13 protein-coding genes and 1 pseudogene are annotated in these 12,703 nt (G+C 60.3%); 2 read left to right on the forward strand and 12 right to left on the reverse strand.

Annotation, left to right across the window (positions count from 1 at the left end; genetic code table 11):
* Window positions 1–199: 199 nt before the first annotated feature.
* The 3 genes and pseudogenes from AC5RWA_RS08770 to AC5RWA_RS08780 all read right to left on the reverse strand — a co-directional run.
* Window positions 200–501 (reverse strand): annotated as a pseudogene (locus tag AC5RWA_RS08770) (UTP--glucose-1-phosphate uridylyltransferase); the annotation flags it as partial.
* Window positions 498–845: a hypothetical protein gene (locus AC5RWA_RS08775; RefSeq protein WP_494057414.1), complete on the reverse strand. Its 348-nt coding sequence runs from the start codon at window positions 843–845 to the stop codon at window positions 498–500. The gene AC5RWA_RS08775 and the pseudogene AC5RWA_RS08770, both read right to left, overlap by 4 nt.
* A 166-nt stretch (window positions 846–1,011) precedes the next feature.
* On the reverse strand, window positions 1,012–1,380 hold the full coding sequence (locus AC5RWA_RS08780; RefSeq protein ID WP_494057286.1) for a hypothetical protein: 369 nt from the start codon (window positions 1,378–1,380) through the stop codon (window positions 1,012–1,014).
* Between the two features lie 301 nt (window positions 1,381–1,681).
* On the opposite strand from AC5RWA_RS08780, the gene AC5RWA_RS08785 reads away from it, so the two are divergent.
* Window positions 1,682–2,086, forward strand: a complete 405-nt coding sequence (locus AC5RWA_RS08785; protein ID WP_494057287.1) for a DUF7793 family protein — start codon at window positions 1,682–1,684, stop codon at window positions 2,084–2,086.
* 194 nt (window positions 2,087–2,280) lie between these two features.
* Here AC5RWA_RS08785 and AC5RWA_RS08790 read toward each other — a convergent pair whose 3' ends face one another.
* The 4 genes from AC5RWA_RS08790 to AC5RWA_RS08805 all read right to left on the reverse strand — a co-directional run bounded on the left by AC5RWA_RS08790 (window position 2,281) and on the right by AC5RWA_RS08805 (window position 6,136).
* Window positions 2,281–2,985 (reverse strand): RES domain-containing protein, encoded by a 705-nt coding sequence (locus tag AC5RWA_RS08790; protein ID WP_494057288.1) that lies wholly within the window; start codon window positions 2,983–2,985, stop codon window positions 2,281–2,283.
* 3 nt (window positions 2,986–2,988) lie between these two features.
* Window positions 2,989–3,381, reverse strand: coding sequence for a hypothetical protein (locus tag AC5RWA_RS08795; protein ID WP_494057289.1), 393 nt, complete (start codon window positions 3,379–3,381; stop codon window positions 2,989–2,991).
* Window positions 3,382–3,957: 576 nt separating this feature from the next.
* A complete protein-coding gene (locus tag AC5RWA_RS08800; protein ID WP_494057290.1) occupies window positions 3,958–5,022 on the reverse strand; it encodes a maleylacetate reductase in 1,065 nt (354 codons plus the stop codon).
* Window positions 5,023–5,182: 160 nt separating this feature from the next.
* Entirely contained in the window at window positions 5,183–6,136 is a 954-nt protein-coding gene (locus AC5RWA_RS08805; RefSeq protein ID WP_494057291.1) for a VOC family protein, read from the reverse strand.
* 286 nt (window positions 6,137–6,422) lie between these two features.
* Here AC5RWA_RS08805 and AC5RWA_RS08810 point away from each other — a divergent pair, with 286 nt between their 5' ends.
* The gene (locus AC5RWA_RS08810) at window positions 6,423–7,163 is read left to right on the forward strand and encodes a GntR family transcriptional regulator (protein ID WP_494057292.1); all 741 of its coding nucleotides are present in this window, start codon (window positions 6,423–6,425) and stop codon (window positions 7,161–7,163) included.
* Between the two features lie 118 nt (window positions 7,164–7,281).
* On the opposite strand, the gene AC5RWA_RS08815 is transcribed toward AC5RWA_RS08810, so the two are convergent.
* From AC5RWA_RS08815 to AC5RWA_RS08835, 5 genes are all read right to left on the reverse strand, one after another.
* The gene (locus tag AC5RWA_RS08815; protein ID WP_494057293.1) at window positions 7,282–8,253 is read right to left on the reverse strand and encodes a glucose-6-phosphate dehydrogenase assembly protein OpcA; all 972 of its coding nucleotides are present in this window, start codon (window positions 8,251–8,253) and stop codon (window positions 7,282–7,284) included.
* Window positions 8,250–9,800 (reverse strand): glucose-6-phosphate dehydrogenase, encoded by a 1,551-nt coding sequence (zwf, locus tag AC5RWA_RS08820; protein ID WP_494057294.1) that lies wholly within the window; start codon window positions 9,798–9,800, stop codon window positions 8,250–8,252. The genes AC5RWA_RS08815 and zwf overlap by 4 nt, the downstream gene beginning before the upstream one ends.
* Before the next feature lie 207 nt (window positions 9,801–10,007).
* Complete coding sequence (hxlA, locus tag AC5RWA_RS08825; protein WP_494057295.1) at window positions 10,008–10,631, reverse strand: 3-hexulose-6-phosphate synthase; 624 nt, start codon at window positions 10,629–10,631, stop codon at window positions 10,008–10,010.
* A gap of 54 nt (window positions 10,632–10,685) precedes the next feature.
* Complete coding sequence (gene hxlB / locus AC5RWA_RS08830) at window positions 10,686–11,279, reverse strand: 6-phospho-3-hexuloisomerase (protein ID WP_494057296.1); 594 nt, start codon at window positions 11,277–11,279, stop codon at window positions 10,686–10,688.
* 177 nt (window positions 11,280–11,456) lie between these two features.
* On the reverse strand, window positions 11,457–12,656 hold the full coding sequence (locus AC5RWA_RS08835) for a cytochrome P450 (RefSeq protein ID WP_494057297.1): 1,200 nt from the start codon (window positions 12,654–12,656) through the stop codon (window positions 11,457–11,459).
* Window positions 12,657–12,703 lie beyond the last annotated feature (47 nt).

The following is a 12,703-nucleotide window of genomic DNA, read 5'->3' on the forward strand; positions in this document are numbered from 1 at the left end:
TTACTTAGGGGGACGAGGGAATGATGTGGCGGTTATGCCCAGAAGCAGACGGGCCACGATGAGCATTTCCGCACTCTGCGATGATCCGGCCATAACCGAGGCAAACCCCGAACGCTACGGATTCAATAAGCAGCAGACGCTTCTGTTGCAGGTCTTCGGGCCTCATCATTTAGATGAAACCCCGAAGGCAAACATCGGTTCAGTTTACGAAACCTTTAGCCAGGTTTGAGGTCTTCGCCGAATTCGACGCGGTCGGAGGCCAGTGACGGCGGCTTCAGGTAGCTGAGTTTGTCGCCGGTGTCGAAGCTGCGGCCTTTGAAGTCGACCCTGTATACGCCTGCGCCTCCGCCAGCGGCCACGGGCTGCAGCGCATCGGTCAGCTGCATCTCGTTTCCGCGGCCGGGTGCGGTGTTTTCCAGGACCCCGAACACGGCAGGGTGGAGCACGTACCGGCCGATTTACGGCGAGGCGCAGACTCTCCGCGGCCGGTTTCGCACTTAAAGCATTGGGACTATCAAAAGTACTGCCATCAGACCGAGGATGACAGGTATCGCGGATAAGCAGAGTGCAGCCTGGGCCCACGGACGGCCGGCATGCCGGCGGTTCGCCCAGATGCCTGCGACACTGGCTGCCACCAGGACCGGGCAGGAGAAGGCCGTGACGATCAGACCGGTCCCGGCCTGTTGGTGCTGGGCAGCAGTGCACTCGAAGATGCAGAATGACTCCGCCAACATCCAGACCCCGACACCAAACCCTGATGCGCCCGCAGCGGCAGTGATGAAGGCCGCCAGCCCCCAGCCGTAATGGCCTGCCTGCTGATGCGGTGTTTTGGAAGTTTTGGTCATGACAGCCACCCTACGAAGTGACATGTGACCGTCTGCCGCTGGTCGCTCACTTCGAAAAGTCGCCGCCGTCGCGGCCGTGCAGTCGGTGAGAAGGATATGGAACGTCCTGGTGCTCCAGTTGGGGACCTCCAGCGAGCGATAAGTTGGCCGAGTCATACCGTGCCGCTCAACTGCGGCTGAAGACCTCACTTGGATGGGTGGCCTCCGTGAGCCAGGCGATGGCGTCGGATTCCTCCGCAAAGTATCGGCTGAGGGTGGCGGATTTGTAGTTGAAAGCAGTGATCACCCTCCCCACATCATCGACCCCGACGACGGCGGTGCGAGCGGAACAGGTGTCATCGAGGAGTAACTGCCTGGCGTCCGGGGTAATCCTCTCCAGCGGTCCGATATGTACCAGTAACGGTCGCTTGCCCCGGGGGGATGCAGCAGTGACAGCGGCAATTGTCGAGTGGATGTCCTCCGCTTCTATCGTCACCCCGGGCGTCCATTGCAGGCGCAGGAAGTCTCCGGCATCCTTCAGCGTGTAGCGAGGCAAGGACAGCTGCTTCGAACCAGACACAAATTCCCCCAACTACTGCCAGTAGGCTTCAAAGCCATCCTCGCTTATAATTCCGCACGTTCAACCGGCCACCAAGGGCCAGGGGTTGCCGCACTGAACTATCGATTCGTTCCTAGAACAGCCTGCAAATTGCAAGCCCCTACAGGGGGCGACATGACAAGTGAAGCGTTGCCGGCAGTCATGAAAAGTGGCTCAGAAAAACGTACGATGAGGCTCTTGGCGCGCTGATTTCACTGATGCGGTTTGCGTACGGGGTGCTGAGGAGACGGTGGAACTGATGGGGCGAGAAAGCGACATCGTGACTGTTGAACTTTCCGGTCAGGGTATTTGCCATGTGCGGTGGGAACCCGGGGCAGTGGTCACCGAAACAGAAGCGTACGCGCTGAAGAGCCGTGCAGCTGAGCTAAGCTCAGGGCGCACCCTTCCAAGGCTGGTCGAAATGGCCAGCATGAAATGGATCGATCGCCGTGCCACGGAGATTTTCTCAGACCCGTGGCCTCTCGCGCGGATGGCCCTCATCGGCACCAGCCCCGTCGACGACGTCATAGCCAGCTTCTACACCTCACGGCACCACCACGCGTGCCCCACCCGGTTCTTCACCTCAACGGATGAAGCAATCACCTGGCTGAAATTCCGTCAACCTGCACGGAACACGCCTACGGTTCCCCGATGGTCCAAGTAGCGGAACCCCGGCCAAGAGCGGTAGGCCGGAGTTCCGTGTCCAAAAGATACACTCCCGCCCTTGAAGTTCGCTAGGGATGTCACCGACTAAACAAGGGACAGCAAGGGCGTGCCGAGCCCCCTTCCAGAAGGCCAAACCAAAGAGCCGATAATGGATATTCCGTCAAGCCTTCGGGGGTCGGGGGAGCGTCCCACTCACTCTCTCCAAGTCAGGTTGAGCATCTGGAAGACGTCCTTGATCGCATCGCTGTTGTGGTGCAGTTCCTCGGGCCTGGCGTGCGTTAGATTCGGGCTGACGTAAGGGTCGCCTGGTCGCTCGAAGATTGCCCAGAGCTTCAGGTCGTCGCCATGGCGGGATGCGAAGGTAACCCCGTCGAGGTCTGTTGTCTCGTAGAGCCAAGCGGCGATTGCCTGGGTCAACCGGCGCGGCCGGGCATCCTTTAGGGCTGCGGCGTCCAGGTCTAAGAGTCCGACGCTCAGGGCCGTGCCGATGAAGCGTGGATGAAGGACCGCGATGGACCGGGAGTCCGTGACAGCGCAGTAGCTGCCGGTCAGTTCGGCTGACGTCGCTGCACGGGCGTCAAGCCATTCCCGGGGCACTTGCCCCGATGCCAGCGTCGGGTGCAGCACAGCATCTTCGTTGTCCTCGACGATATCGTTCATCTCCGCAACGAGCCTGGAATCGACGCGGAAGCCGGCCAGCACCTCGAGCAGGCACGCCCGCATGCTGGAGCCGGCGTACACGGTCCGAAAGTTCCCGTGCAGGTCGTCCCAGCGTCCTGGAAACCTACCGTCGGTCGCCCATTCCCAGCCGCTCCACGCCCAGGTTTCGGGTCGAAAACCAATCCGCCAGACCCGCGTGTTGGCAGCAGCTATGGCAAGTTGTTGTTCAGAATTCACCCGTCAGCCTGCCGCCGCGAAGGCTCGGGCAGCGGCGAGGACCGCCTGTGCCGCGTCGTCGACCTGGCCTTCACGCAACAAGCGCGCCGGCGGGACGTCGTCCAGCTGGGGGTTCATGCCCTGGAACCAGGCCTGAACCACGGACCGAGAGTCCCGCTCGGCCAGCAACGCGGCCACGTGGTAGGCATGGCGCAGCCGGGTCATGATCTCGCCCGACGGTTTCCTTTCGCCGTCTGCCCACTGGCGTACCGCACGGGTTTCCTTCACCGAGCCGATGTAAGCAACGAGCTTCGCGCCGAGGATGTCCCGCAGATCCCGGACCAGCTCCGCTTCGGGCAGCCGGATGGAGTCCTGGTGTGCTTTCAGGCCACCACGGGCCCCTGCAACTGCTGTCATAACTCCATGGTGGCACGAAAAGCAGTCTGTTTCAACGGCCAAATCACACCCCGAATCACAAGCGAAAGGCGTCCTTTCAGGCCGTCGCGTAAGTGCTGAGGAGAGCCGTGTTTAGCGTCAGAATAAGGTGAATTTTCCGTTTAATTGACAGTCGCTGATGATGATCTCAGAACCCACCCTGACAATCGCAAGGCGAGGAAAGCGACATCCGGAGCTCGAGAATGGTCGAGATAGTTCAAAGAATCTGGACTTGATGTCATGCGCTCGAGGCAGAGAAGCGGCAACGTCACGTCCTGTGGCTCGACGGGCTACGACAACACGGGTACGAGGCCGCATTTCCCCTTTTCAGAAGCCCTAACGTCAGATTTAGGTGTACCTCAGTTGGACTAACTACCCCCGGCAAGCAAGTTCTCCGGACCTAAGAAGCCCGTCTACAAGATGGCGAGAACTCACTCAGGCTTTGATCGGGTCTAGCCCTGTCGCGCTGATCACAGTCCGTTTTTCCAAGGACGAGCAGTATTGGTGCCCACAGCGAGGCACCAATACTGCTTTAGCCGATTCCGTTGTGGTTGTCGCCTACAGTCCGGGCGTGGTGCCCGCGAACGCTTCGCTCAACAACTGGTGAAGATTTTCCTTCGTTACTTCCCGGGGGTTGGAAGCCGGGATGACAGGCAAAATTAGGTTGACTGCTTCGGGTATGTTTTCCTCGACAAGACCGTAATCCTTAAGAGCCCTGGGTGCTTCAAGGGTCTCCCGAAGCCTGTTCAGACCGGCCACGGGATCGACGCTGCCGAAGGCACTGGCGATGGTTGCTGACGCTTCAGGCGCTGCCTTGGCGTTGAAGGCCAGGACGTAGGGCAGGACAGTCGCATGGGTCTGGGCGTGCGGCAAGTTGTATGCACCACCGAGCACATGGCAGATCTTGTGGTGCATGCCCGATCCTGCCGAAGCGAAGGCAACAGCCGAAAGGTAAGCACCGTAAAGGACCTGCTCTCGTCCTTCGAGTCCCGCAGGGTTCGTTCGTACGAGGGGCAAACCAGCGTTGAGGGCTCGAATACCTTCGGCCGCTAGCGCTTGATTGATTGGGTCCGTACGGGGTGCCCACATCGAGTCGACGCAGTGGGCTAAAGCGTTAAGCCCAGAAGCAACAGATAAGTCAACTGGCAGGGAAAGAGTCAGCGCCGCGTCGTAAACCACCGTACGTGGCAGCACCAAGTCACTTACGCCCGTGGTTTTTTTCGAGGACTCAGTTAGCCCCCAGACGTTCGTGGCCTCTGAGCCCGCATAGGTTGTCGGAACTGCGATTATGGGCAGGCCGGTTGTCATTGCTACGGCCTTGGCTAGTCCAGTGGTGGAGCCGCCTCCGACGCTGACGATAAGGTCGATGTCGTTCTCCCGTGCTGCCGCCCGGGCATGGTCCGCCACTTCGATCGGCACATGGGGAACTACGTTGTGGTAATTGAGCGCCACGTCGATGTCTGAAGCGACCGCTGTGGCAATTTCGGCCTCGCTTTCAGAGGCAATCAACATTATCCGGCGGGGGCCCAGTCGTTTCACCTCGAGGGCTACATTCTCCGCAGCTTTCGTCGAGCCGAACAGAACCCGTTGGCCGAGGGTTACGTGATTAAAGGTCCAAGTCATCTGATGTGTCCTGCCTACGTGGCCGTAAGGCCCTTACTGAATATGGAAGAGAGGGGCGGACCATAGCGTTGCTGACGTTCACGCGACTCACATGGTGCCCGAAGGACATGAGATTGGGGTGCGTCGGCGAAGGCCGACACACCCCAGTCTCGTTCGTCTGCTAGACGTCGATGTGCTCGAGCTGTTCGAAGATCTCGGCACGGCGGTGCTCAAACTGGTTGGGGAGCTGGAACTTCGTGCCCAACTCCTCAGGGGATTCATCGCAGGTCCAGCCGCCGTCTTCGTCCGTAACCGCCAGCTCGAAGAGAGCTCCTCCCGGTGTGCGCACGTAGACGCTCTTGAAGTACTTGCGATCCTTCAGTTCGGAAATGTCGGTGTAGCCCGCGCCTTCAATCTCGAACTTCACCTCGTCCTGGTTTTTGAGGGTGTCCAGGTTCCATGCAAAGTGGTGGTACGTGCCGGCCCCATACGTCCAGGTTCCCTGGTCGTCCTTGCGGTTGGCGGTCAGCTCGATGTGGTTTCCGTACTTTTCATTCCCAACCTGGAAAACTGCGCGGTCTCCCTCTTCGGAGAGCTGCCCCTGCGAGAAGAAGGTGTCGTTAGCAAAATCGACCATCCTTTCAGGGGTTGTTACGTGGATGCCAACTCCGTGGATGCCGTGAATGGCATGCTCCTCGGGCACGCCATTTCCAGCGAATCCTTCCCGGGGGTCATTCTCATTGCCAACGAAGACGTATTCGATGCCTGAGGGGTGGCGGAATGCCAGACGGCGCTGATCGAAGACCTCAATGTTCTCCACATCCACCTTGTGTTCCGTCAGCCGCTTTGCCCAGAAATCCAGTGATGTTTGGGGAACTGAAAGCAGGACTTCCCGGGCTTGGTTAGTGCCGCGCTTTCCCTTGAGCCCGGCCTGTGCCCAAGGAAAAGTTGTGATAACCGAGGAGGGGTCGCCCGCTGCATTCGCGTAGTAGAGGTGGTAGACGGGCTTGGAGCCATCGAATAGAACGGTGCGCTTGATGAACTTCATTCCCAGGGTCTTGACGTGAAAATCGACGTCTTCCTGAGCGGTGCCGACGGACAGCGTGACGTGGTGTGAGCCTTGTACATATGCCACAGGTATCTCCTTTGATGGGCCATGGGTTGTGGTGCGCCTTAAGCCGACGCTCCCGTTCCTAGGTGAGAAAATCTTTCGCAGACGGTTTATTTATTTTGTATGACAATCGTCGCAGTGAAGACTTGTATGACAGAGTACAGCATCTGCACGCCTTGCGGGAGGGGAACGCAAAGTCGATTTTCGGCCCACCCATGTTTTGTATGCTAATAATACGTGGTGGCGCTTTGTTGAAAAGTTGTCCCTTCTGTCCCGGACGGCACGCTTTTCGGTCCCGTATGATGGGCATATGACGACCGCGGCTAAAACTGACAGTTTCCGGATGGATGTCCCGATGGTTCGGGTCGCCGCACCACTGCGGGAACAAGTGATCGCTGCCCTGCGGCAGGCGATCCTCAACTTCAGGTTCAAGCCAGGACAGCGGTTGGTGGAACGGGAGCTCATCGAGATGTTGGGAGTCTCCCGAACGACAGTCCGCGAGGCTATCAGGGAGTTGAGTTCGGAGGGCCTCGTTACGGTAGTGCCCCAGAAAGGGGCAATCGTCAGTGCTCCTTCTGTTGATGAGGCGATGGATCTCTATGACGTAAGGGCAACGCTCGAGGCGCTCATCGTAGAGCGCTTCGTGCAGCGGGCGAGTCAATCCCAGGTCATCACACTGGATGCCGCCGTTGAAAGGTTTGCAGAAGTAGGCCAGGCCGAGTCCGATATTCAGACCCTGCTGAATACAAAGGACAAGATATTTGAGGTTCTCATTGAAGGAGCGGGAAGCCCTGCCCTTCGCCAGATTGTCGAGGGGATACAGGCACGCGTTCGCATCCTCAGAGCGACTTCCATGTCTGGATCTGGGCGACTCGAAGAATCCGTGAAGGAACTGCGTCTGATCGTTGAGGCCGTACGTGCACGCGACGGCCAGCTTGCCGCAGAGCGCTACGCACAACATATTCGTAAGGCTGCTGAATCTGCGATCGCCCATCTGGGCAAGATTGAGGAGACGGACAAAATTGCTCTCAGCCCGGTACCGGACGTATAAGCGGCAGATAAGCCTGCGGATGCCTGCGGCTTTGTAGGAAGCGGTTGTCACAGCCTGAGGCACTGCTGCGCCTTTACGTAGCTCCCCTAATTCCCTACATAGCCGCACTGTCGCTGTTTCAGGACGTCGGGAGTAAGTCATCCAATGGGTTCAAGCGTGAGAGCCGGGTGGTCCGTGCAAGGCCCGAAGTCGTGAAGGCTTGCATAGTTTCCCCGAAAACCTGGTCTGGGTCGAGGCGGCGGAGTTCTTCGGCGAGGCAGTCGCGGAGGCTGCGGCGTGGCAGGGAGATCCGCTGGGCGGGTTGGCCCGGTTGGGTGAGTTCAGCGACGGTTTGTCCGGGGCGGAGGAGCTGGATGTCGCCGTCGGGAAGTGTGAGGCGGACCCGGCGTAGTCCCGTTCCGGGGGTTCCCGGCACGATGGTCACGGGGACGCCCAGCGCGGTGTTCAGCCAGGCGGCCATCAGCCGCGGGCTCGGGGAATCCGGGGCCCCTTCGACTTCGGCGGCAAGTACTGAGGTTGAGCTGGTTTGGTCCAGGGCTGCGGCGAGCTGGATCCGCCAGTTGGTCAGGCGGGTCCAGGCGAGGTCGGTGTCGCCGGCTTTGTAGGTGGACCGGATGTTTTCCAGGGCGGCCTGGGGGTCCGGTTCGTTGGCGGAGTCGGTGATCCTGCGGTGGGCGATGCGGCCGATGGAGGTTTCGCAGGCGCTTTCCGGGGCGCCGTGCGGCCACCAGGCGACGATCGGGGCGTCCGGGAGCAGCAGCGCGGCGACCAGGGACTCGGATTCGTGGGCGAGCTGGCCGTAGCCGCGCAGCACGATCACTTCCGAGGCGCCGGCGTCCCCGCCCACCCGGATCTGCGCGTCGAGCCGGTCCGCTTGGTTCTTGCCGGCGTCGGCCAGGACGATGATCCGGCAGGGGTGTTCCCGGCTGGCCTCGTTGGCTGCCTCGATCGCTTCTTCCTCAAGCCCGGACTTGGTGACCACCACCAGGGTCAGGACCCGGCCCAGGGCGATCACGCCGCCCTGCTCGCGCAGGGCCATGATCTTTTTGGAAACGTTCGAGGTGGTGGTGTCCGGCAGGTCTACAATCATGGCCTTCTCCAGGTTCGTCCGTCACGGGCCAGCAGCTCATCAGCGGAGGCCGGGCCCCAGGAGCCTGGGGCGTAGGGTTCGGGCTGTTCGTCCAGGGTGGCCCAGTATTCCTCGAACGGGTCAAGGATCTTCCAGGACAGTTCCACTTCCTCGTGCCGCGGGAACAGCGGCGGCTCGCCCAGGAGCACGTCCAGGATCAGCCGCTCATACGCCTCCGGGGACGACTCGGTGAACGAGTGCCCGTAACCGAAGTCCATCGTCACGTCACGGACTTCCATCTGCGTGCCCGGGACCTTGGACCCGAACCGGATGGTCACGCCCTCGTCAGGCTGGACCCGGATCACCACCGCGTTCTGCCCGAAGTCATCCTCGCCATGGTCACGGAACAACAGGTTCGGTGCACGTTTGAACACCACCGCGATTTCGGTGACGCGGCGGCCAAGGCGTTTGCCGGCGCGCAGGTAGAACGGCACACCGGACCAGCGGCGGGTATGGATGTCCACCCGGATCGCGGCGAACGTCTCGGTGGTGGAATCGGCCGGGATGCCCTCTTCCTCCAGGTAGCCCTGGACCTGCTCGCCGCCCTGCCAGCCGCCGGTGAACTGGCCCCGCGCTGAATGCGTGGACAGGTCCTCCGGCAGCTTCACCGCGGCGAGGACCTTTTCCTTCTCCGCCCGCAAATCATCGGCATTAAACGAAATCGGCTCCTCCATCGCCGTCAGCGCCAACAGCTGCAGCAGGTGGTTCTGGATCACATCCCTCGCGGCGCCCACGCCGTCGTAATACCCTGCCCGGCCGCCGGTGCCGATGTCCTCGGCCATGGTGATCTGGACATGGTCCACATAATTCGCGTTCCACAACGGCTCGAACAACTGGTTCGCGAACCGCAGCGCCAGGATGTTCTGGACCGTTTCCTTACCCAGGTAATGGTCAATCCGGAACACCGCGTCCGCCGGGAACACCGACTCCACAATGTCGTTCAGCTTCCGGGCCGACTCAAGGTCATGCCCGAACGGCTTCTCGATCACCACGCGGCGCCACTTATCACCCTCGGCCTGCGCCAGGCCGTGCTTGGACAGCTGCCGGCAGACCTGCTCAAACGCCTTCGGCGGGATCGAAAGGTAGAACGCGTGGTTCCCCCGGGTGCCGCGGAGATCGTCGAGTTCCTTGATGGTCTCGCCAAGCCGCTCGAACGCGCCGTCGTCGTCAAACTCGCCCTGGACAAACCGGATACCCTCAGCCAGCTGGTTCCACACCGCCTCATCAAAAGGAGTCCTGGCGTAGGACTGGACCGAGGCCTTCACCTGCCCGGCGAAATCCTCATCACTCCACTCCCGGCGCCCAAAACCCACCAACGCGAAACTCGGCGGCAACAACCCCCGGTTCGCCAGGTCATACACAGCCGGCATCAACTTCTTGCGCGCCAAATCACCGGTAACCCCAAAGAGCACCAACGACGACGGACCCGCAATCCGGTTCAAACGGCGGTCACGCGGATCCCGAAGCGGATTCCGCCCCCGGTGTTGGCGACGTTCAAGAGTGTGCATCTCAGCTTTCTGTGTAGATGAGCTTCAGTCCTCGCTCGTGCGGCTGTCGAAGCAGGACTTCAGCGGGTAGGTTCTCTGGGCTCCTGCACGCTCGTTCAGCGTTATCAAGGCACTTCTTTGCGCCCATTTCCCAGTGTCTTGTTCAAAGGCCAAAAAGGCGGCGGCCGGCACCCTGAGGTACGGCCACCGCCTCGCTCGGAGCTGGTATCAGGCGATGGCTGCCTTGAGCTCCTTGGCAGCCAGCGCCGGATCGGTTGCACCGTAGATGGCCCCACCGGCGACAGCCACATCAGCGCCTGCCTGCTGGACGGCCTGAATGGTTGAAGCGTTGACGCCGCCGGCCACAGAGAATGGAACGTTCGCCTCTTCACCTGCCTGAAGCAGGCCGTTCAGGTCGAAGCCCGGCTGCGCCTGCTCATCCAAGCCGGCGTGCATTTCGACGAATTCGGCACCGAGTGCGCGGGCTTCCTTGGCACGGGCGACCTTGTTGGGAACGCCGATGAGGTCCACGACGATGCCCTTGTTGTGCGCCTTTGCGGCCTTCACAGCTCCGGCAATCGTGGAATCGTCGGCGCTTCCGAGCACCGATACGAGGTCCGCGCCGGCTTTAAAGGCGATGTCGGCTTCCAGTTCACCGGCGTCCATGGTCTTCATGTCGGCGAAGACGATCTTGTCCGGGTGAGCTTCCTTCACAGCCGTGACAGCGGAGAGTCCGGCAGCTTTGATCAACGGCGTACCAAGCTCGATGATGTCCACATGCTCGGCCACCTTACCGGCCAGCTCGAGTGCGTCTTCGACGGTGAGGAGATCCATTGCAACCTGAAGTTTCATGATGTTTTTTCTTTCTATAGGGAGATGTTGGTGTGTGTGAGGTTTGAGCAGCTGTTATTCGAGGTTTGCGTGCCTCAGCCAGAGCTGTTCGGCTGGTTCTTGCGTACTGTCCCAGAGTGTCTGGAAGACCGATTCCGTTGCGAGGAACAGGACCTGTTCGAAAAGGCTTCCCGAATATTGTCGGGAAAGAGCGGATCCGTGGTCTGTCTTCTGCGCAGCAGGAATGATCACCAGTGCATCGGACAGGGCGGCGAGTGGAGATGCCTGGTTGGTCGTTAATGCAGCTACGAGCGCCCCGGCTTTGGCGGCAGTTTCGGCCGCTTTAACGATTCCCGAGGTCGTTCCCGACCCGGACGCAACCAGCAGCAAGTCCCCTGAGGAGATCGCCGGAGTTGTGGTGTCCCCTGCAACATGCACCGTGTGGCCCAGGTGCATCAGCCTCATGGCCGCCATGCGTAGTACCAAGCCGCTGCGCCCAGCCCCCGCAACGAAAATCCGGTCAGCCTGCCCGATATGCGCGGTCACTGCGGCCAATTGTTTGCTATCAATCCCCGCGACCGTTCCGGCGATCTCATCCCTGATCAGGGAAATGTTCTGAGCAAGGGAGGTCGCAGTTTGTTCCAAGGCGGATATGGCAATGCCAGACAATGGTATTCATCCTTTGTTTCGTAAATGGGGTGGCCAGGGGGCCGAGGGCAGAGGCCGGCCCGTCTCGGAACATATGCCGCCGCCGTGCATGGCCTGTAGGCGTTCTCGGATAGTCCCTGCTGGAATGCAGACAACACAGAACCAAAGAGTTCTTGCTGCGATTCCGGCGTCAGGCCTCTATCGGTGATTCGGCTCAACAAGGACTTTGATGCTTGCCCACCCGGTCCGCAACGGCCGGCCACCAGGTTCCGGAGCATCTTCGATGCGGTAAGAACGGGTCTTACTCAGCAGCTGCTCGGCGAAAATTCGCAGCTCCTGCCGCGCCACTGGAGCCCCCACGCACATGTGCGGGCCGAAACCAAAGGTCAGGTGAGGGTTCGATTCGCGGTCCAACAGAAACTCTTCGGGCCGGTCAAACTTCTCTTCATCCCTGTTCGCTGCAGCTACATTGAGAGCGACCAGTTCGTCCGCCTGGATCGTCTGGCCCCTCAAATCAATGGAAGTGGCCGCTTTGCGCGTGGTCTGGTGTATCGGTGGGCCCATGCGGAGTGTCTCTTCGATTGCAGGTTGAATCAACTCCGGCCTCGACCTGACTGCGGCCTGAAGCTGTTCATCAGCGCCAAAGTGCACAGAGAGCGAGGCCAGGGCAGAAATAGTGGTGTCGGCGCCGGCAGCAAAGAGTTGTGTCCCCATATTCAGCGCTTCCTCATGAGTAATGGGGTGACCACCGGGCTGTAGTTGAAGGATTCCCGACATGATGTCCTCAGCGGGGTCGCGCGGATTGGCCTCGCGGTCGGCTATGAGGTCCTCAACGGAAGCAGTCCATAGATTGGCTTGGAGCGCTCCGAAGGCCTTGAGGTCATGGCGGGCTGCGTCAGCTTCGTCAAGCCGGTCACTAAGTACCTGCCGCCCGGAGTCCGTCAGCCCCAAAAGGTCTGCAAGCACACGTGCGGGAATATGTCGGATAACGTCCCGGTACATATCGCCGCCCCCCGCCTGAATGAAGGGATCCAGCAGTTCTGCGATGCATTCTTCGATCCTGGGGACCAAGGCGGCAACGCGGCTCTCTGTGAAGTACTGGTTTAGGAATTTGCGGAAATAGCCATGCTCAGGGGGATTGGTACTGATCGGTATCGCTTTTGCGAAACTGGCGTACTCCACAAACGGTTGACCGCTCCGGAACCTCTTCCAGTCTCGGCTGGCACGGGAAACATCATCGTATTTAGTCAGGGTCCAAAAGCCACCAAAGTCGTCGCTGTGAACGACGGGACTATCCCGGCGAAGCCTTGAGTACTCGGAGGGAAAGTCCGTGACAACGGAGGGGACATAAGCGTGGGCGGTCCGCGCTGAATCCGTCGTTTGGGGTTGGCTAGTCATGACTGTTGAATCCGATCTCGTCGTTGAGCCAATGTATAAGGTGAAGG

The organism is Arthrobacter sp. 210 2, from assembly GCF_059093025.1.

Excerpts from the sequence above, each read along its gene's own strand:
- AC5RWA_RS08775 (WP_494057414.1), bottom strand. The coding sequence starts at position 845 with ATGACCAAAACTTCCAAAACACCGCATCAGCAGGCAGGCCATTACGGC.
- zwf (WP_494057294.1), bottom strand. The coding sequence starts at position 9,800 with ATGCACACTCTTGAACGTCGCCAACACCGGGGGCGGAATCCGCTTCGG.
- hxlA (WP_494057295.1), bottom strand. The coding sequence starts at position 10,631 with ATGAAACTTCAGGTTGCAATGGATCTCCTCACCGTCGAAGACGCACTC.
- AC5RWA_RS08800 (WP_494057290.1), bottom strand. The coding sequence starts at position 5,022 with ATGACTTGGACCTTTAATCACGTAACCCTCGGCCAACGGGTTCTGTTC.
- AC5RWA_RS08815 (WP_494057293.1), bottom strand. The coding sequence starts at position 8,253 with ATGATTGTAGACCTGCCGGACACCACCACCTCGAACGTTTCCAAAAAG.
- AC5RWA_RS08795 (WP_494057289.1), bottom strand. The coding sequence starts at position 3,381 with ATGACAGCAGTTGCAGGGGCCCGTGGTGGCCTGAAAGCACACCAGGAC.
- AC5RWA_RS08810 (WP_494057292.1), top strand. The coding sequence starts at position 6,423 with ATGACGACCGCGGCTAAAACTGACAGTTTCCGGATGGATGTCCCGATG.
- AC5RWA_RS08835 (WP_494057297.1), bottom strand. The coding sequence starts at position 12,656 with ATGACTAGCCAACCCCAAACGACGGATTCAGCGCGGACCGCCCACGCT.
- AC5RWA_RS08785 (WP_494057287.1), top strand. The coding sequence starts at position 1,682 with ATGGGGCGAGAAAGCGACATCGTGACTGTTGAACTTTCCGGTCAGGGT.